Raw genomic sequence first — 18,238 nt, 5'->3', positions numbered from 1 at the left:
TTTTGCCGGTTGATTCCTTGTTAGGGTTTAAGGATTTTTAGACCCACAGCTTCGATGCCTTCCAATTCTGGTTTTCTCATGTATTGAACCAAAAGTACCTCCTTGGTTTCTTTAGAAAAGGAGAGGGGCAAGGTGTCGTATTTGGTGTAAGTGTTTCCGAAACCTTCACCTAAGGGTTGTCCTGCTTTTGAATCAAAAATAGGGACGTTCAAGAGCTTATTACTCAGAATAGACTGGCTTGAATCCTTTAGAATGATTCGGACGTAGCAATTCGAGAAAGGGTAATTTTCATTGAATCTAATACCAATCAAACTTTTTCCTTCCAGGGATTCTACTTTGCTCAGATCAAAAACCACCGAGTCTGTCTCTGCCCATATTGAAGAATTGAACGGATGAAATTCTTCATAAAGCCTACCCTCCGAACAGGAGATTAGGCTAAATAAAGCGATGAAACCAATTAGTTGCCCGTACTTATTCATTGCCTCCATGGTTTGGCCCCTGATTTCTTCTGGGAGGAAATTTCCTTTTTTGGTCTTGTGCTTTTTGACCCTCAGGTCTGGCCTCTGAACGTTCGGCTTTCGGTTCTGCCCTTTCAGGTCTAGGTTCGGGTCTCTCCGACTTAGGTAAATTCGAGTTTCCTTGCTGCGGCGAAGGATTGGGACGGTTTCGATTCTTCTTTTTTCGGCGGTTTTCTCCTCCTGTTCTTGGTTCGGCAGATGAAAAAGACTCTTCTGTCCTTGGTGATTTTGAAGGACTGCCTTTTTGTTCCTGCGGCCTTTGAGCAGTTTTTTCCTGAGGAATTGCTGTCTTTGCCGCCATGTCGGTTACTTGACCCTCCCGGTTCTTTTTCTTTTTCTTCTTTTTCTTTTTGGAGAATTTCTTGTCCAACAGTTCCAATTCTCGGGTGGATTGAGCGGCCAAATCTTCCACGTCGGTGGATTTGTCCACTTGTAGGTTGAATACCTTTATTCCCTGCTCATTCAACTCCTGAATTTCCCTTACCCGATCGCAGGTGATGCTATGCCAATCGTTGTCATTGTTGTAACTAAACCACATCAACTTTCGGAAAATATCCGTCTTTTGCAATTTTGCGGGACCCTGTTCGGTCTGAAGAGGTTTTTCTACCTGAGGGATGTCCTTAATGGCATCCATATAGGTATCCAATTCATAATTAAGGCAACACTTCAATCGACCGCATTGACCACTGAGTTTACTTGGATTGAGAGAAAGATTTTGGTAGCGGGCTGCAGAAGTGGTTACGTTTTTGAAATCCACCAGCCAAGTGGAGCAACAAAGCTCACGTCCACAAACCCCGATTCCACCCAATCTTCCTGCTTCTTGCCGAAGACTGATTTGGCGCATCTCCACACGGATTTTAAACTCTCCTGCAAGAATTTTGATCAGCTCACGAAAATCTACCCGATCCTCCGCAGAATAGTAAAAGGTTGCCTTGGAATTATCAGCCTGAAACTCCACATCCGACATTTTCATCTGAAGTCCCAACTCATCTACGATCTGCTTACAACGGTATAGGGTAGGTATTTCCCTATTTCGAGCCTCCTCCCATTTTTCCATGTCTTTCTGATTGGCAATTCGGTAGATCCTTGTGATGTTGTCATCGTTTCGGACCTTGCGCTTTTGCATCTGCAGTCTGACCAATTCCCCTTGCAGTGAGACATAGCCAATGTGATGCCCGCTGGGTACATCTACCACCACAGGGTCACCTGTAGTGAGAGATAGGTAATCCACATTTCGAAAATATTCTTTTCTTCCTCCTTTAAACTTGACTTCCACAATATCAAAATTGTCCACTTGGGGGATTCCCATATGGGCCAGCCAGTCAAAAGAATTCATTTTATTGCAATCGCTCGTGCCGCAGGTGCCATTGTTTTGACATCCCCCGGTACCACCACTGGTGGTAGAGCAGGTACTACATCCAGCCATACTTTTATATATATATGAACAGGGCTTTCGCCTCGTTTAGTTTTGGGTTTACTTCATCAATTTTAAGATATCCTGTCCGATATCTCTTCTATAATAGGCCTTTTCCCAGGATATTTTTTGAACAGTGGCAAAGGCATGATCCAATGCCTCTTTAAGTTCTGATCCGAAACCTGTGATTGCCAATACCCTTCCGCCTTGGTTGACTAATTTTCTTTCAGCGTTATGCGCGGTGCCTGCATGAAAAATCACACTACCGGGAGTTTTATCAGGCAGAGAAATAGGAAAACCCTTGTCGTAAGATCCCGGATAGCCTCCGCTTACCATCACTACCGTGGTGGAGTAATTGGGTGAAATTTCTAGCTCGTAATCCGATAGGGTTCCAGTTGCAATTCCTTTTAGCAAGCCCACAAAATCACTTTCAATTCGGGGAAGGACAGCTTCTGTTTCGGGATCACCCATTCGGACATTGTACTCAATGACATAGGGATTTCCATTTTTATTCATAAGGCCAATAAAAACAAACCCCTTATAGTCTATTTCCTCTTTTTCCAAGCCCGCAATGGTAGGTTTTACTATTCGCTCTTCCACCTTTTGCATAAAAGCAGCGTCTGCAAAAATTACAGGACTTACTGCCCCCATTCCCCCGGTATTGAGTCCTGTGTCACCTTCTCCGATCCGCTTGTAGTCTTTTGCCTCGGGCAAGATTTTATAACTTTTTCCGTCGGTTGCAACGAAAACAGACAGTTCTATTCCAGTCAAAAATTCCTCCACTACCACCTTGGAGGATGCATCTCCAAATTTTGCTTCGAGAAGCATTTCTTTAAGAGAGGATTTGGCCTCTTCCAAGGTCTCGCAGATCAATACCCCTTTACCTGCAGCAAGTCCGTCAGCTTTGAGTACAATAGGGAGGGATTGTTTTTCTAAATAAGCCAAACCCGCTTCGATTTGGTCGGCTGTGAAGGTTTCGTAGGCAGCCGTCGGTACTCCATTCCGCTGCATAAATCGCTTGGAAAAATCCTTACTTCCTTCTAAGGTAGCTCCAAGTTTGGAAGGACCTACGATAGGAAGAGTTGCCGTTTCAGGTTTGGATTGAAGAAAATCAACCAAGCCTTTTACCAGAGGTTCCTCCGGTCCTACTACCACCAAATCAATGGATTCGGAAAGAATAAATTGATGAATTCCTTGAAAATCGGTCACAGAAAGTGCTACATTCTGAGCAATTTCGGCTGTACCGGCATTGCCGGGAGCTACAAAAAGACGGGAACATTCCGGACTTTGTAAAATCTTCCAGGCGAAGGCATGCTCTCTGCCTCCACTTCCCAATAAGAGTATGTTCATTGACTCGTTTCGTTTTTAATTGGCATGTTCAGAGATGAACTTGATTCGGTACACCCGCAGTTCGTCTTCCGCAAAGTCTTCTCCTTCGAGTTCCTCCAATGCCGATTTTATATGATCGGTTTCTGCATTCATGAAGTAGTCATGGAGAATTTCTTCCCGCTCTTCATCCATGATGTGATGAATGTAGTAATCGATGTTTAGTTTAGTTCCGCTATAGATGATCTGTTCGATTTCCTGAAGCAGTTCATCCATTGAGATATTGAGATTTTCAGCAATCTCATCCAGGTCGATTTTGCGGTCAATCTGCTGGATAATCGAAATCTTTACTTTGGATCGGGTTCCGGAAGTTTTGACTACCACCTCAGAGGCAGTCTCGATTTCGTTTTCTTCCACATAAGCTGCGATCAGCTTGAGAAAGGGTGCGCCAAACTTGGCGACTTTGCCCATTCCCACTCCATTGATTTGAGCAAGCTCTTCTTTGGTGGTAGGATAGACGGTGGCCATTTCCTCCAGAGAAGGATCTTGGAAAATGACGTAAGGAGGAAGATTTTTGGATTTAGCTACTCGCTTGCGCTCAGCTTTAAGCAGTTCGAATAACTTCTCATCATAGGCAGGACCTGAGTTTACTTGAACCTCCTGTGTTTCGGTTTCGGCGAGTTTTTCAAAATCATGATCCCGATACAAATCCACAGAATAGGGCGCATCCATAAATTCCTGTCCTTTCTGAGTCAGTTTCAAAAGACCATAATTTTCAATGTCCTTTTCCAATAGAGCTGCAATCATTCCCTGCCTAATGATTGAGGTCCACAGCTTATCACTTTCCTCTTTTCCTTTGCCGAATACAGGCAAAGTGTCATGCTTGTAGCTGATTACATAATCGTCCATTTCCCCTCGGATCACCTTGACCAGGTGTTCTAGGCCAAAACGCTCGTTGGTTTGCTTCACAGCTTCCAAAGCAGTCAAGAGATAATCCATTCCCTCAAACGTCTCTCGTTCTCGCTTGCAGTTGTCGCAGAATCCACAATCTTCTACCAGAGTCTCTCCGAAATAATTGAGGATAAATTTTCGTCGGCATACCCCCGTTTCAGCATAAGCAGACATTTCCTGAAGAAGGATTTTAGCATTTTCCCTTTCGGTTACAGCTTTGTCCTTGTTGAATTTGTCCAACTTGATAATGTCCTCGTATCGATAAAACATCAGGCAGTGCCCTTCCAAACCGTCTCTTCCTGCTCGGCCGGTCTCCTGATAGTATCCTTCCAGAGACTTTGGCACGTCATAATGGATGACATACCTCACGTCCGGTTTGTCAATTCCCATACCGAAGGCAATGGTAGCCACAATCACATCCAACTCTTCATTGAGGAAATCATCTTGAGTCTTGATTCTTACCGATGAATCCAATCCGGCATGATAAGGCGCAGCATTGATCTGATTTACCTTGAGCAGTTCAGCGATCTCTTCTACCTTTTTTCTACTCAGGCAATAGATGATTCCTGATTTCCCTTTGTGCTGTTTGATAAACTTGATCAGGGCTTTTTTGGATTCATTTTTCACCTTGGGCCTTACCTCATAAAAGAGATTGGTCCGATTGAAGGAGGATTTGAACAGATCAGCCTCTTCCATCTGAAGATTTCGCTGAATATCCTGCTGCACCTTGGGAGTAGCAGTGGCTGTCAGGGCAATAATCGGAAGGTTTGGAGCGATTTGCCCCACAATGGATTTGATCTTTCGGTATTCCGGGCGGAAGTCATGGCCCCACTCTGAAATACAGTGCGCTTCGTCAATGGCCACAAAACTCAGGTGAGCTTCTTTCAGAAATGCGATGTTCTCTTCTTTGGTGAGCGATTCAGGAGCTACGTAGAGCAATTTGGTTTTCTTTTTCAAAACCTCATTTTTTACTTTCGTGGCCTCTGATTTGGTCAGGGTAGAATTGAGGAAGTGGGCATTGACACCAATGGCATTGAGTTGGTCCACTTGGTTTTTCATCAATGCAATCAAGGGAGAAATTACGATTGCGGTACCTTCATTGACCACGGCGGGCAGCTGGTAGCAAAGTGATTTTCCTGCCCCTGTGGGCATGATGACAAAGGTATTTCGCTGCTTAAGCAGGTTGTCCACAATCAGTTCCTGATTGCCCCGGAACTGGCTGAATCCGAAGATTTTTTTAAGGTCTGATTTAACTTTTTCTTCCACGCGAAGAAAGGGCTTAGTGGGTGAATACTACCTGTGAACAGGATTGAACGATTACTTTTATACCTTTGTACAAAATTAGTGATTAACGCAGGTAAAATTGAAATTAGCTAAAAATATTAGAAATACCGCGGTTCGGGTCCTGCAAAATGAAGCCGAAGCCATTCGAAATTTGATCGATTTTTTAGATGGTGATTTTGAAGCCTGTGTGGACAAAATCCTCCACTGCAAAGGTAGGGTGGTCATCACGGGAGTAGGCAAGAGTGCCTTGATCGCTACCAAGATCGTGGCCACCTTGAATTCTACCGGTACCCCTGCAGTTTTTATGCACGGAGCAGATGCCATTCATGGTGATTTGGGAATGATCCAAGAACAGGATATAGTCATCTGTATCTCAAAATCAGGCAATACCCCTGAAATAAAGGTCTTGGTGCCTCTCCTCAAAAAATTAGGATCAGTCCTTGTTGCCCTGGTTTCCAATACACAATCTTACCTTGCTGAGCAGGCCGATTTTGTATTGAATGCGACCATAGGGGAAGAGGCTTGTCCTCATAATTTGGCTCCAACTACCAGTACCACAGCACACATGGCTTTGGGGGACGCGCTGGCTGTTTGTCTTTTGGAGGCCAGAGGCTTTACTTCAGATGATTTTGCCAAGTACCATCCCGGTGGGTCTTTGGGAAAGCAACTGTACCTCAAAGTAGGGGATGTACTTTCCAAGAATCAGCTTCCGGTAGTTCTTGAGGAGGCCAATTTGGCACAGGTAATTGTCGAAATCTCCGGGAAAAGACTGGGCGCCACGGCAGTGGAGGACCAAGCCGGCAATCTGAAGGGAATAATAACCGATGGGGACTTAAGAAGAATGCTCCAAAAAACCTTGGACATTCAGCAACTAAAAGCAAAAGACATCATGACAGTAAGTCCAAAGACCATTTCGGTCGATGAATTTGCCATTCGTGCACTGAATTTGATGCGAAATCACAATATAACCCAGTTGGTCGCCATGGATGGAGAAAAAATCGCAGGATTTGTTCATATTCATGATTTAATGAAAGAAGGTATCGTCTAATCCAGCATGCAAGACAAACCCTATATTGTAATCATGGCCGGAGGAATCGGATCAAGATTCTGGCCGTATAGCCGAAATAATAAGCCCAAGCAGTTTTTGGATATTCTCGGGACAGGAAGAAGCCTTCTCCAAATGACCTATGACAGGTTTAGGGAAATAGCTGATCCCGAACAGTTTGTGGTAGTGACTAATCAAAATTACTTTGACCTGGTCAAAGAGCAGCTGCCTGAACTGGAGGATCATCAAATTTTGACCGAACCTCTTCGCAAAAATACGGCGACCTGTATTGCTTATGCCGCCTTTAAAATCAATGCGCTTGACCCCAATGCTACCTTGGTGGTAACTCCAGCGGACCATTTGATTCTGCAGGAAAGCCGTTTTATCCGAACCATAAAAACTGCGTTAACAGCTGCTCAAGAACCGGGTCGATTGATCACGATAGGAATCAGACCTAATCGTCCCGAAACAGGGTATGGGTATATCCAATACTTGGAAAGCGATGACCATCACCCTTCACTCAAAGTGAAAACCTTTACTGAGAAACCCAACGCGAAATTGGCCAAGACTTTTATCGAAAGCGGCGATTTCGTCTGGAATTCCGGAATGTTTGTCTGGAAGGTGGCAAGCCTGATAGAAGCTTTTCACAAATACATGCCTGATGTGGCCGATGTTTTTGAAGAAGGAAAAATTCACTACGGAAAGCCGGATGAACAAACTTTTATCAATCGAGCCTATTCTCTTGTGAAAAATATTTCCATCGATTATGGGATTATGGAAAAGTCCGATGAAGTATATGTAATCCTTGGAGATTTTGGGTGGTCAGATTTGGGTTCTTGGCATAGCTTGCATGAGTTGAGAGAAAAAGACGATCACAACAACGTCATTGAAGCAAATGCGATGGTATATGAAACCGAGAACTGCTATATCAAAATGGACAGTGACAAACTAGTCGTGGTACAAGGCCTGGATCATTACCTGATCAATGAGTCTGAAAATGTCCTACTGATCTGTAAGCTGGATGCCGAGAAAAAATTCAGGGACTTTGTAGCCAATGCAAAGAAAAAAGGAGAGGATTTTGTTTAAATCCTCTCCTTTTTTTAGGCTTTTCGTTGCCTAATTGCCTCATAAATGGCAACTCCGGCAGAGACGGATACATTTAAGCTTTCGATATTCCCAGCCATTGGTATTTTTACTTTTGCGTCAGCTATACCCATGATTTCCTGAGAGATACCGTCTTCCTCCGAACCCAAAATTATGGCTACAGGAGCTGAAAAATCGGCTTCATACATGGTTTTATCTGTTTTTTCGGTAACAGCGATCAGGGATAGTCCCATTTTCTGAAGGTCCCGGCAGGTATAAAACAGATTTTTCACTCGTGCCACAGGAATAAAATTCAGTGCTCCTGCCGATGTCTTTACTGCATCGGAGTTGATCTGGGCACTTCCTTTTTCAGGAATCACGATGGCATCCACCCCGGCACATTCGGCAGTGCGGGCGATTGCGCCAAAATTTCTAACGTCCGTGATGTGATCCAATACCAATATCAGGGGAGATTTACCGATAGCATAGCATTGGTCTATCACGTTATCCAAGGACGCATAGGCGATGGATGACATCTGTGCAATAACCCCTTGGTGATTTTTTCGGGTAATTCGGTTCAGCTTTGCATCTGGAACACGTACCACCGGAATATTTTCAGCTTTACATAGTTGCAGCAGTTCTTTAATCAGATCGTTGTTGAGTTCTTTTTGAACCAACACTTTATCAATCTCTTTGCCTGCATGGATAGACTCCATGACAGCTCTTGTTCCAAAAATAAAATCTTTGTCGTTGGCTCCTTTATCGATTAGAAAGCCATCCTTCCGCTTCTCCATTGGGAAATGTTTTTGAACCAGACTGGCTGGTAGGCCCTAGACCGGTTCAGGGTGTAGAAATGTGGGGTAAGTATGGTTTTAACCCGCGCAAAGGTAAACCGAATTTTGGAGTTATCGTCCATGCCCGAGTATCCCCACACCTCGCGGTCCTGGTAAAAATTAACTTCTTGAGGAGGTCCCATCACGATATAGACCATTCCTCTATCTGTTTTCCAGCCTTCTTTAAAATCAGTGAAAAGAATATTGGCAAATTCCACCATTCGGAAATAATTCCGGATAAGCTCCTTGGCAATTTCAGGATTTCGGGTCAGCGTGATCCAATATTCATCCAATGCCTTTTTCTTGTCCTCTGCCAATAGGAGCGTTTCGTGTTCTTTACGGGTGGAAATGTAAGTCACCATCTGAATCATTTCTTCCCAATCCTTCACTTTGGGAAAGGATTCATGGGTGGTTTTCAGCAATACACCGGATTGGGAAAGGGTGTCTGTTTGAAAAAAATAGTAGCCTTCGTCTGTCAGCTTTTTGGGCACATTGGACAGGAAGTCCCCACGGTTTTCTACACTGACTTCTTTTGGGACTTCTGCAGGTCGGGTTTCCATGGGCGGATATGGGACCTCCAATTTGGAAGGATAAAAGAAGGAGTGAATAGAGGGCTTATTGACCGTCTTGAAAAGAAGAGATTCATCCTTGTTTAAATAGTTTTGGTCAAAAGGAATCTCATTGGAATAATAATATCCAAAGTCGGGTTGATCGTATACAAAAGAGCTTTTTAGATCAATATGATAGACATATTCATCTTGTTGTCGGGTGTCCAACACGGTCAAAAGTGCCACAGCGGTAGCCTGATCCTCATTTATTTCCACTGTTTTTTCAAAAAACCAATGTCTGTCTGTGTCAGCTTTCAGATCCTGCGAAGTCAGCAAATTGACCTTGTCTGAGGTGATTTCTTCTTCATAGGAAGAAAGGATGGAATAGCTAAAACTAAAATTTTCAAAAGATGGCTTGTCTTCTATTTTTTCGATTACAAACTGCAGTTTGTAAGAAGTAGGGGATAGCTTGATTGGAATGATTTTCAATCCCAAACGGGAATAAATGGAATATCTCAGGGATTGATCAGTACTGCTGAGCGTTTTTTGGGCATATCCTGCCTGATTAAAAAATAGAACGGATAGGATTATTGCAAAGGGGATTAGGAAGTGCTTTTGATTCATTGGGTGTTCTTCTCGGGTTTTAAAAATTAGCCTTACTTTTGCCAAAATACTAAAATTTCGAATGGCTACCTATACAACGGAAATCGCCTCCGACAAGTTGATCAGTGATAATCCAATTCATCAGCGTCTACTCAAAGCATACATTGCTGCAAAGCCTTGGATATCAGGAGATCTTTTGGAAGTGGGCTGCGGAGAGGGAAGAGGAGTAGAAGAATTACTTCCTTTGGCCAAAACCTACATTGGCCTGGATAAGATCGGGGAAGTGATCGCAATGCTGAAGGGCAAGTTTCCCGGAGTGGATTTCAGACAGGCTGTAATTCCTCCTTTTGAGGGGTTTGCTGATGAATCTTTCGATACCATTGTGAGTTTTCAGGTGATCGAGCATATCAAAAATGACCGACTGTTTCTCCAGGAAATATACCGCATGCTGAGGCCCGGAGGAAAGGCAATTATCTCTACTCCCAATATCACCCATACGCTTTCACGTAATCCTTGGCATGAAAGAGAATACAAACCCCAGGAGCTAATTGATTTGGCAAAAGGAATTTTTGACAGGGTAGATGCCAAAGGAATCGGAGGAAACGAAAAAGTATGGGCCTACCATGAAGCCAACCGTAAGTCGGTTCAAAAAATTATGCGATTTGATATTTTTGATTTGCAGCACAGGCTTCCTGCCTCAGTTTTAAGAATGCCCTATGAGATTCTGAACCGGATAAACCGCAACAAGCTGCATAAGCAGCAGGGTAAATCTGTGGTAGAAATTACGCAAGAGGATTATCCCTTGGTCGATGACCCGATGAAAGGGTTAGATCTATTTTATATTCTTTGGAAAAAGTAAAAGGAAGTTTTTTTCCTTTTTCCTAGAGTCAGTGAAGCAAAAGGCCTGAGCAATTTCCGTCGCTCAGGCCTTGTGTCATTTAGGTCGGATTTACCTTCTTTCCAGGATTCCCGGAGAAGTACTCTCGCTTCCGATGAGGCTTTCCAGTCTTAATTTGAGGCTTTGGGCTTCTTCCTGGTACCCTCTTTCCTCAAGAAGCGGAATGAAATATTTAACCATCTCGATGGAGATCATCATGTCTCTGTCATAAGATCGGTTTTCTTTGGTATAAAACTCGATCATGTCAAGTGACCTCTTGGAGATTTTATCTATGATGTCGAGCGCTTTTTCATCTTCTCCGACTTCGAAGAATAGAGGAACCGACTGTCCGCTACTCAGGTCATAAGGCATCGCCTCATGAGGAATAGTTTCCAATCCATAATTGAGTAGCTGTGCGGCTTGATCCAGTTTGTCTTCGTCTAAAAGGGCCATTACGATGGAGTTGAGCGAGCTCCTATGGTTGGAAGCAAATCTCCTGTATTCTTCATCCAGATAGGCATTTGGATCATTCATACCACGGAAAGCGAAGTTTTCCATGTAGTTTTTAAAGGCCAAATCGGTATTTACCAATTCCTCACGTACGTAGTCTGGTTTTCGGATTGGAAGCAAGCGATAGGTCATTCCTTCCATCACCACATGCTCGCTGATATTCAAGCTTATGGTGGATAGTGAGGTGTTGTTGAAATATATTGGTCTATCCCAGTTGTTGTTTGCAATCAGGTCGATCAGCATCAGGGTACCTTTGGTCACATAGTTGCCCTTGACCTGCAGATTCATCTGTGGTACAAACAAATCTTTGAACTGTGGAGGCACGATTTCATCGTTGTTGATGAAGCTACTGTCTACTTCTAAAATGAGATTTCGGGAAGGTACCATGTTGACCACACTTTTTCCTCCGGTTTTCATTTTCAGAAGATCAGACCCACTGTTGATCAGTTTTAGGTATTCCTTGGCAGAAATGGCATTCAGACCTTCTCGCTCCATGACGTAGAGCACATCGTTGGTTCCTTTTTGATACCGCTCTTTGCTGAGAGAGAATGGAAGTGGGTCAGACTGATCGGCCTGCTTCGTCATTTGCTCTACATACCAATCGGTGTCAAAGTAGCTCAATACAATCACTCGTACGTCAGTTCGGAATCCTTCCACCTCCTGCACATACCAAAGAGGGAAGGTGTCATTGTCACCACCTGTGAATAGAATTGCATTGGGAGCACATGAAGCAAGGAAGTTTCTGGCTGAGTCCACGGAGAAGTACCGGCCTTTTCGGTTGTGATCATCCCAGTTTTGGGATGCCATCAGTCCAGCCACCGGTAGGGTGAGTAGGGTGGCGATGAGGCCGCCTGTTCCTAGATTTTTGGTTGCTTTTCCGATTCCATGAGCGATGGCCAGGGTACCAAGACCTGCCCAGATCGCAAAGGCATAAAAACTACCTACATAGATATAGTCCCTTTCTCTCGGTTCTACGGGTGGAGAATTGAGGTAAAGCACCAAGACTACACCCATCATGAGGAACAGCATGAGGTTGACGTAGAAATACTTGGGATCCTTTTTGGCTTGGAAGAAAATACCAATCAGTCCAAGGATCAAAGGCAACATGAAATAGTTGTTATGTCCTTTGTTTTCCTTGATGTAATCCGGGTATTTGTCTGAAAGTGCATCGGTAATTCCCATCCAGGGAGCATCCGTAAAGTCACTTTCCCGTCCGGAGAAATTCCACATAAAATACCTCCAATACATATGCCCCAGCTGATGGGTGAGCATGAAGTAAATATTGTCCCCAAAGGTAGGATCCTGACCTTCTTTCAATCCCAACTTGGACCTGTAGATTCGCTTGTGATTTTCTTGTGTCGAATAAATTCTTGGAAGGATCGTAGTCTTGGAAGGATCGTAGGTGTTCTTTAGCTCATAATCTACAATCTCGTACTTCTCCTTTCCTTTCATATAGATTGGGGCTCCTTCTTCCTGATCGACCAATTGGGCGGTGAAATACTGCCCATGAAGAAGAGGTCTATATCCATATTGCTCACGCTTAAGGTAGGAGACATAGCTGATGATGTCCTTAGGGGCATTTTCATTGATGATCGGATCCTGATTGGACCGTACGATGATCAAGGTATAGCTGGCATATCCGATCAGGATAAATGTGAGGGATAGCAAAATAGTGTTCAAGAGCACCATTTGCTTTTTGATAGAATATCTGAATCCGTAGATCAAGGCACCTATAAAAATAAGTGCAAATACTACGATTCCCGAACCAAAAGGAAGCCCAAGGCTATTTACCATGAAAATCTCCATAGAGCCAGCAATGCTTGGCAAGCCAGGAATAATCAGGTTGTTGATGATAATAAGTGCAACTCCTCCCAAGAACATGGCATAAATCGCCCCTTTCAAGTTGGGATTAGGGTATTTTTTGAAATAATAGATGAGTGCTAAAGCGGGTAAGGTCACCAAGTTGAGCAAGTGAACACCTATCGAAAGACCTACCAGATAAGCAATAAATACCATCCAACGGTTTTCCTCTTGTGGATCTTTGATCACATCCCACTTCAAAAATGCCCATATAACGATGGCTGTAAAAAAAGAGGACATCGCATATACTTCGGCTTCTACTGCAGAAAACCAAAAGCTGTCTGAGAAAGTGTAAATCAAAGAACCCACCAAGCCCGCACCCATCAGTGCGATAGTTTGACCTTTGCTTTCTTCACCTTCTTCTATGGAGAAAATTCTTTTTCCAAAAAGAGTGATGGACCAAAACAGGAACAGAATAGTGAATCCAGAGAAAAGTGCCGAGCCTATATTCATCCAATAAGCTACCTGAAGAGGATCTCCAAATGCCAGAAACCCAAACATGCGGTAGACCAAAAGCATGAATGGAGCACCCGGAGGGTGGGGAACCTGAAGCTTATAGGAAACGGCGATAAACTCTCCCGGATCCCAAAAACTGGCAGTTTGTTCGACAGTCAGAATGTATACGAGCGTGGAAACGGCAAAAATGATCCAGCCGGTGAGATTGTTGATCTGCTTATAATTGAGCATTAAATCGGTAATTTAGAGCGACGAAAATAGGAAATTTTACTCCAAGTCAGGGTATTTTAGCACTTTTTAAAAGATTTGAAGAACCAATCGGACAAGTCCGTGTGACAATTATTACTGTGTGAGGATGAATCTGAGGTCTATTTTTGTGCTGTATTCAAAAACACTTCAACCATGAGTGCACAACCAAAAACATTTCAGGAACTGATCGAAGGCGATACGCCTGTATTGGTAGATTTCTTTGCTGTATGGTGCGGACCTTGCAAAATGATGCAACCCATCCTCGAAGATACAGCCCGTCAGATGGGTGATAAAGTGAAGATTGTCAAAGTGGATGTGGATCGTAATCCTCTGGCTGCCAGTAAATTTCAAGTAAGGGGAGTGCCGACTTTGATTCTTTTTCACAAAGGGAAGGTCGTTTGGAGGCAATCAGGCGTGGTGCCTGCCCACCAATTGATTCAGACCTTGGAATCAAATCTGCTGGCAAACGCTTCCTAAGCGTGTGACAAAAGTCATTTTAGAGGGAAAATGCCTCCGATAATTTTGTCAGAGTTTTAAATTGAAAACAACCTAAAAAGCAATCATATGAAAATCGAACAAATCTATACCGGATGTTTGGCACAAGGTGCTTACTACATCGAATCAGAAGGAGAAGCAGCGGTAATTGACCCTCTCAGAGAGGTACAACCTTATATTGAGAAAGCTGAGCGAAGAAACGCAAAAATCAAATACGTGTTCGAAACTCACTTCCACGCTGATTTCGTTTCTGGCCACAAAGATTTGGCTGCTAAAACGGGAGCAAAAATAGTTTATGGTCCAACCGGTATGAAGATGGGTTTTGATGCAGTCATCGCAGAAGACAATCAGGAGTTTACTTTGGGTAAGGCCAAAATCAAAGTGATCCACACTCCAGGCCACACCATGGAGTCGGTCTGCTACCTTTTGATTAATGAGGAAGGAAAGGAAGAAGCAATCTTTACCGGTGATACCTTGTTTATCGGAGATGTAGGTCGTCCAGACTTGGCTCAAAAAGTGGTAAAAGATCTGACTCAGGAAAAATTAGCAGGTCACCTGTACGATTCTTTGAGAAATAAGCTGATGCCTCTTTCTGATGATTTGATCGTTTACCCGGCTCACGGAGCAGGTTCTGCTTGCGGTAAAAACATGAGCAAGGAGACTTCCGATACCTTAGGCAATCAGAAGAAAACTAACTATGCACTGCAGCCGATGAGCAAAGAAGCCTTCATCAAAGAAGTGTTGACAGGGTTGACTCCTCCTCCGGCTTATTTCCCTCAAAACGTGCTGATGAATATCCAGGGATATGACAGCATCGATGAGGTGTTGGAAAGAGGTGTAAAACCATTGAGCCCCGCAGAATTTGAAGCAGCAGCCAACGAAACCGGAGCCTTGATTTTGGACACCCGAGATGCTCAGGTTTTCGCTAAAGGATTCATTCCTAACTCCATCAATATCGGAATCGACGGTAGCTTTGCGGTATGGGTCGGTGCAATGATTCCGGATTTGAAGCAGGAAATCCTTGTAGTAGCTGAAGAAGGAAGAGAGGAAGAAGTAATCACCCGTCTGGCCCGAGTAGGATACGATTATTCTATTGGGTACCTGGCAGGCGGTTTCAAAGCCTGGAAGGAATCTGGACATGAGGTGGATTCCATTACTTCCATCACCGTGGATGAATTGGCAAAAATCAAAGAAGGCGATCCTTCCATTCATATTCTTGACGTAAGGAAGAATTCAGAGTACCTGTCAGAGCATGTGGTAGAGGCTGAAAATGCTCCGCTTGACTACATCAATGACAGCATGCTGAAAGTAGATAAAAACCAAACCTACTATGTACACTGTGCCGGTGGATACAGATCTATGATCTTCAACTCCATCCTACGCGCCAGAGGGTACGACAATTTGATCGACGTGGCCGGCGGCTTCAAGGCGATCAAAGAATCAGAGAAATTCAAGGTAACAGACTATGTCTGCCCCACTACCTTGCTCTGATTAGACAAGAGAAAAGTTGCTTAACAGGAAATGGCAGGCCTTCGGGACTGCCATTTTTAGTTTCAACACATTCGATGTGATCAAAGTCACAAGATTTACAACCGTAACATGAAGAAATTTGTACCACAATGGTTAAGGGGAATTGCAGTGATTAGCCTGTTGTTTGGGATCAATGGAAACCTCATAGCTCAGCACCACGAAGAGACCTCTACCGATACTGCTTCGAACATAAAGATGTTCGGCAAAATCTTGAATACTGGGAAATTTGAGTTTCATCTTAGATCCTACTACATGCACACTGAAAATGCTCCAGGCCTTTTGGATTATTCCACTTGGGGAACAGGTGCGGGCTTGGGGTATTTCAGTCCCAGATGGAAAGGATTGGGGGTTGGATTCAGTGGTTTCTTTGTTTTCAGACATTTTGAAAACAACTTGACCCTTACGGATCCTGCTACTGGGCTAGCTAACCGGTATGAAATCACTCTGTTTGATGTGCATCATCCGGAAAATTATCATGATATGGACCGCTTGGAGGAGTTTTTCGTTTCCTTCCAAAATGAAAACATCTCAGCATGGTTTGGAAGACATCATTTTGAAAGTCCACTGTTGAATGCTTCGGACAATCGGATGCGTCCCAATCTGTTTAGCGGATTTTCTGGAACCTATTCAAACAGGGAACTTAAGTTTACAGGAGCTTGGTTTACTCATCTGATTTCCAGGGGATCCTTGGAGTGGGTTTCTGTAGAAGAATCCCTCGGATTCTACAATACAGGAAGAAATCCAATTGGTTCGGACGAAACTTACACCCACCACGTCGATTCGAGAGGGATAGGAGTGTTGGGAGTAGAATACAGCCAAAATAATGTGAAAGCCCAGTCTTGGACCTATCTGGCAGAAGGAATCTTTGCCACCACCTTTGGGGAAGTCACCGGCTCAAAACCAATAAGTCAAACTGGAAATCTTCTCTACGGGATTCAGGGTTTTTACCAGACCGCCCTGGGAAATGGGGGAAATCCCGATCCTGCGATGGCTTATACCTTGCCGGATGAAAGAACACATGGAATAGGCCTAAGAGGCGGTGTCCATAAGGGACATGATGAATTGACGCTTAATTTTCTTTACATAGCTGATCAGGGAAGATTTTTGTTTCCAAGAGAATGGGGACGAGAAAAATTCTTTGTGAGTATGCAAAGAGAACGGTTTGAAGGAATGGGAGGAGTTCATGCGATCGGGTTGAATTATGACAAGACCTTCATCAAGGATAAGCTAAAGGTGTCTTTGGGAGCAAGTCATGTCCAAACTCCCGATTTGGAAAATCCAGCCCTCAATAAATATGGCTTACCAAACTACCTTCATTTTACAGGGATGGTTGATTACAGGTTCGACGGATTCTTCAAAGGATTGGATATCCAGTTTCTGGTTGCTCACAAAAATGAGGATAGAAAAGAGGAAATTCCTTTGGAGTATGTCATCAATCGGGTGAATATGACCAATATAAACATTATACTAGATTACAGATTTTAACAAAAGCTAAACACCGAAAAACAATATGAATCAATTTATTGAATGGATTTCGCAACCTTGGCCTTGGTATGTTGCCGGGCCGATGATTGGATTAACCGTACCCGCCCTTTTGATTGTAGGTAATAAGACGTTTGGGATTTCTTCATCCCTTCGCCATATCTGTGCAGCCTGCGTACCGGCGGGGATTCCATTTTTCACTTACAACTGGAAAAAGGAAATCTGGAACCTGCTGTTTGTGTTGGGGGTTGGTATAGGTGGTTTTCTGGCTACCACTTTCCTTGCAAATCCAGAAACCATTGTGATTTCTGAAGCGACACAGGCTGATTTGGCAGCATTGGGTATCACTGACTTCTCGGATTTGATGCCTTCTGATTTATACTCCTGGGAAAGCGTATTTTCTGCAAAAGGCCTTCTTTTCTTTGTGTTTGGAGGGTTTTTGGTCGGATTTGGAACCCGTTATGCAGGTGGATGTACGTCTGGTCATGCTATTATGGGCATCAGTTCCCTACAGTGGCCATCTTTGGTCGCTACGATTTTCTTTATGGTGGGTGGTTTTCTGATGACTCACGTATTGCTTGAGCCTTTGATGAAACTGGTAGGATTCTAAAAAATTATAAATATGTCAACACTAACGAAAAAGAAAGAAACGGTGCAGGATCCACATTGCGTAGCGCCTAACCTCAGAGAAGATCACGACAAAGGTCTAGAACTCTTGAAGTACCTGATTATCGGGGTGGTTTTTGGTATCGTATTCGTGAAAGCTGAGATCATTTCTTGGTTCCGAATTCAAGAAATGTTCCGATTGCAATCCTTTCATATGTATGGAGTGATTGGTTCGGCAGTGATTACCGGAATTATTTCAGTGCAGCTAATCAAAAGACTGAATGTCAAAACCATACATGGAGAAGATATTGTCATCCCTGACAAGGTTTTCAAAAAAGGTCAGGTGATCGGAGGATTTATCTTCGGTCTGGGATGGGCCATCACAGGAGCTTGTCCGGGTCCCTTGTTTGCCCAGATCGGAAGCGGCTACACGGTGGTATTGGTTACTCTGATTTCAGCTTTGGCTGGAACCTGGGTCTATGGCAAGTTTGCAGACAAGCTTCCCAATTGATAAGTAGTTGAAGTATAAAAAAACCAGAGCCACTTTAGAATCTTCTAAGGTGGCTTT

General features: G+C 43.7%; 15 protein-coding genes. 8 read left to right on the top strand and 7 right to left on the bottom strand.

Translation table 11 applies throughout. From position 1 onward, the window contains the following. Positions 1–20: 20 nt before the first annotated feature. The 4 genes from DDT91_RS17660 to recQ form a co-directional block, all read right to left on the bottom strand. Positions 21–479: a gliding motility lipoprotein GldH gene (locus DDT91_RS17660; RefSeq protein WP_187177516.1), complete on the bottom strand. Its 459-nt coding sequence runs from the start codon at positions 477–479 to the stop codon at positions 21–23. Then, the gene (locus tag DDT91_RS17655) at positions 472–1,854 is read right to left on the bottom strand and encodes a regulatory iron-sulfur-containing complex subunit RicT (protein WP_222718681.1); all 1,383 of its coding nucleotides are present in this window, start codon (positions 1,852–1,854) and stop codon (positions 472–474) included. The genes DDT91_RS17660 and DDT91_RS17655 overlap by 8 nt, the downstream gene beginning before the upstream one ends. 138 nt (positions 1,855–1,992) lie before the next feature. Next, positions 1,993–3,282, bottom strand: coding sequence for a phosphoribosylamine--glycine ligase (gene purD / locus DDT91_RS17650; protein ID WP_187177514.1), 1,290 nt, complete (start codon positions 3,280–3,282; stop codon positions 1,993–1,995). A gap of 15 nt (positions 3,283–3,297) precedes the next feature. Next, on the bottom strand, positions 3,298–5,475 hold the full coding sequence (gene recQ / locus DDT91_RS17645) for a DNA helicase RecQ (RefSeq protein WP_187177513.1): 2,178 nt from the start codon (positions 5,473–5,475) through the stop codon (positions 3,298–3,300). Positions 5,476–5,572: 97 nt separating this feature from the next. Here recQ and DDT91_RS17640 point away from each other — a divergent pair, with 97 nt between their 5' ends. Then, positions 5,573–6,541 carry an SIS domain-containing protein gene (locus DDT91_RS17640; protein WP_187177512.1) on the top strand — a complete coding sequence of 323 codons (969 nt, stop codon included), beginning with the start codon at positions 5,573–5,575 and terminating at the stop codon, positions 6,539–6,541. A gap of 6 nt (positions 6,542–6,547) precedes the next feature. Continuing rightward, entirely contained in the window at positions 6,548–7,624 is a 1,077-nt protein-coding gene (locus DDT91_RS17635) for a mannose-1-phosphate guanylyltransferase (RefSeq protein ID WP_187177511.1), read from the top strand. A gap of 14 nt (positions 7,625–7,638) precedes the next feature. On the opposite strand, the gene rlmB is transcribed toward DDT91_RS17635, so the two are convergent. Together rlmB and DDT91_RS17625 are read right to left on the bottom strand one after the other, a co-directional pair. Then, on the bottom strand, positions 7,639–8,415 hold the full coding sequence (rlmB, locus tag DDT91_RS17630; RefSeq protein WP_187177510.1) for a 23S rRNA (guanosine(2251)-2'-O)-methyltransferase RlmB: 777 nt from the start codon (positions 8,413–8,415) through the stop codon (positions 7,639–7,641). Continuing rightward, positions 8,388–9,626, bottom strand: coding sequence for a GWxTD domain-containing protein (locus DDT91_RS17625; RefSeq protein ID WP_187177509.1), 1,239 nt, complete (start codon positions 9,624–9,626; stop codon positions 8,388–8,390). The genes rlmB and DDT91_RS17625 overlap by 28 nt, the downstream gene beginning before the upstream one ends. A gap of 61 nt (positions 9,627–9,687) precedes the next feature. Here DDT91_RS17625 and DDT91_RS17620 point away from each other — a divergent pair, with 61 nt between their 5' ends. Further along, positions 9,688–10,464: a class I SAM-dependent methyltransferase gene (locus tag DDT91_RS17620; protein ID WP_187177508.1), complete on the top strand. Its 777-nt coding sequence runs from the start codon at positions 9,688–9,690 to the stop codon at positions 10,462–10,464. A gap of 90 nt (positions 10,465–10,554) precedes the next feature. Here the strand turns inward: DDT91_RS17620 and DDT91_RS17615 are convergent, their stop codons facing one another. Further along, on the bottom strand, positions 10,555–13,539 hold the full coding sequence (locus DDT91_RS17615) for a DUF2723 domain-containing protein (RefSeq protein WP_187177507.1): 2,985 nt from the start codon (positions 13,537–13,539) through the stop codon (positions 10,555–10,557). Positions 13,540–13,710: 171 nt separating this feature from the next. Here DDT91_RS17615 and trxA point away from each other — a divergent pair, with 171 nt between their 5' ends. The 5 genes from trxA (at position 13,711) to DDT91_RS17590 (ending at position 18,181) form a co-directional block, all read left to right on the top strand. Continuing rightward, on the top strand, positions 13,711–14,034 hold the full coding sequence (trxA, locus tag DDT91_RS17610) for a thioredoxin (protein WP_187177506.1): 324 nt from the start codon (positions 13,711–13,713) through the stop codon (positions 14,032–14,034). A gap of 87 nt (positions 14,035–14,121) precedes the next feature. Beyond that, entirely contained in the window at positions 14,122–15,543 is a 1,422-nt protein-coding gene (locus tag DDT91_RS17605; RefSeq protein ID WP_187177505.1) for a rhodanese-like domain-containing protein, read from the top strand. 108 nt (positions 15,544–15,651) lie between these two features. Next, on the top strand, positions 15,652–17,067 hold the full coding sequence (locus DDT91_RS17600; RefSeq protein ID WP_187177504.1) for a hypothetical protein: 1,416 nt from the start codon (positions 15,652–15,654) through the stop codon (positions 17,065–17,067). Positions 17,068–17,092: 25 nt separating this feature from the next. Further along, positions 17,093–17,674, top strand: a complete 582-nt coding sequence (locus tag DDT91_RS17595; RefSeq protein WP_187177503.1) for a YeeE/YedE family protein — start codon at positions 17,093–17,095, stop codon at positions 17,672–17,674. 12 nt (positions 17,675–17,686) lie between these two features. Beyond that, positions 17,687–18,181 carry a YeeE/YedE family protein gene (locus tag DDT91_RS17590; RefSeq protein ID WP_187177502.1) on the top strand — a complete coding sequence of 165 codons (495 nt, stop codon included), beginning with the start codon at positions 17,687–17,689 and terminating at the stop codon, positions 18,179–18,181. Positions 18,182–18,238: the final 57 nt, after the last annotated feature.

The sequence above is a fragment of the Algoriphagus sp. AK58 genome (assembly GCF_014324365.1).
Classification (GTDB): domain Bacteria; phylum Bacteroidota; class Bacteroidia; order Cytophagales; family Cyclobacteriaceae; genus Algoriphagus.
The sequence above is the reverse complement of the archived record's forward strand: the minus strand, read 5'-3'. Positions and strand labels throughout refer to the sequence as shown.

What these genes read in the sequence shown, in the direction of transcription:
- purD (WP_187177514.1), bottom strand. Translation starts at nt 3,282, where the DNA reads ATGAACATACTCTTATTGGGAAGTGGAGGCAGAGAGCATGCCTTCGCC.
- DDT91_RS17635 (WP_187177511.1), top strand. Translation starts at nt 6,548, where the DNA reads ATGCAAGACAAACCCTATATTGTAATCATGGCCGGAGGAATCGGATCA.
- DDT91_RS17625 (WP_187177509.1), bottom strand. Translation starts at nt 9,626, where the DNA reads ATGAATCAAAAGCACTTCCTAATCCCCTTTGCAATAATCCTATCCGTT.
- DDT91_RS17600 (WP_187177504.1), top strand. Translation starts at nt 15,652, where the DNA reads ATGAAGAAATTTGTACCACAATGGTTAAGGGGAATTGCAGTGATTAGC.
- DDT91_RS17660 (WP_187177516.1), bottom strand. Translation starts at nt 479, where the DNA reads ATGAATAAGTACGGGCAACTAATTGGTTTCATCGCTTTATTTAGCCTA.
- DDT91_RS17655 (WP_222718681.1), bottom strand. Translation starts at nt 1,854, where the DNA reads ATGAATTCTTTTGACTGGCTGGCCCATATGGGAATCCCCCAAGTGGAC.
- DDT91_RS17590 (WP_187177502.1), top strand. Translation starts at nt 17,687, where the DNA reads ATGTCAACACTAACGAAAAAGAAAGAAACGGTGCAGGATCCACATTGC.
- trxA (WP_187177506.1), top strand. Translation starts at nt 13,711, where the DNA reads ATGAGTGCACAACCAAAAACATTTCAGGAACTGATCGAAGGCGATACG.
- DDT91_RS17605 (WP_187177505.1), top strand. Translation starts at nt 14,122, where the DNA reads ATGAAAATCGAACAAATCTATACCGGATGTTTGGCACAAGGTGCTTAC.
- rlmB (WP_187177510.1), bottom strand. Translation starts at nt 8,415, where the DNA reads ATGGAGAAGCGGAAGGATGGCTTTCTAATCGATAAAGGAGCCAACGAC.
- DDT91_RS17620 (WP_187177508.1), top strand. Translation starts at nt 9,688, where the DNA reads ATGGCTACCTATACAACGGAAATCGCCTCCGACAAGTTGATCAGTGAT.
- DDT91_RS17615 (WP_187177507.1), bottom strand. Translation starts at nt 13,539, where the DNA reads ATGCTCAATTATAAGCAGATCAACAATCTCACCGGCTGGATCATTTTT.
- DDT91_RS17595 (WP_187177503.1), top strand. Translation starts at nt 17,093, where the DNA reads ATGAATCAATTTATTGAATGGATTTCGCAACCTTGGCCTTGGTATGTT.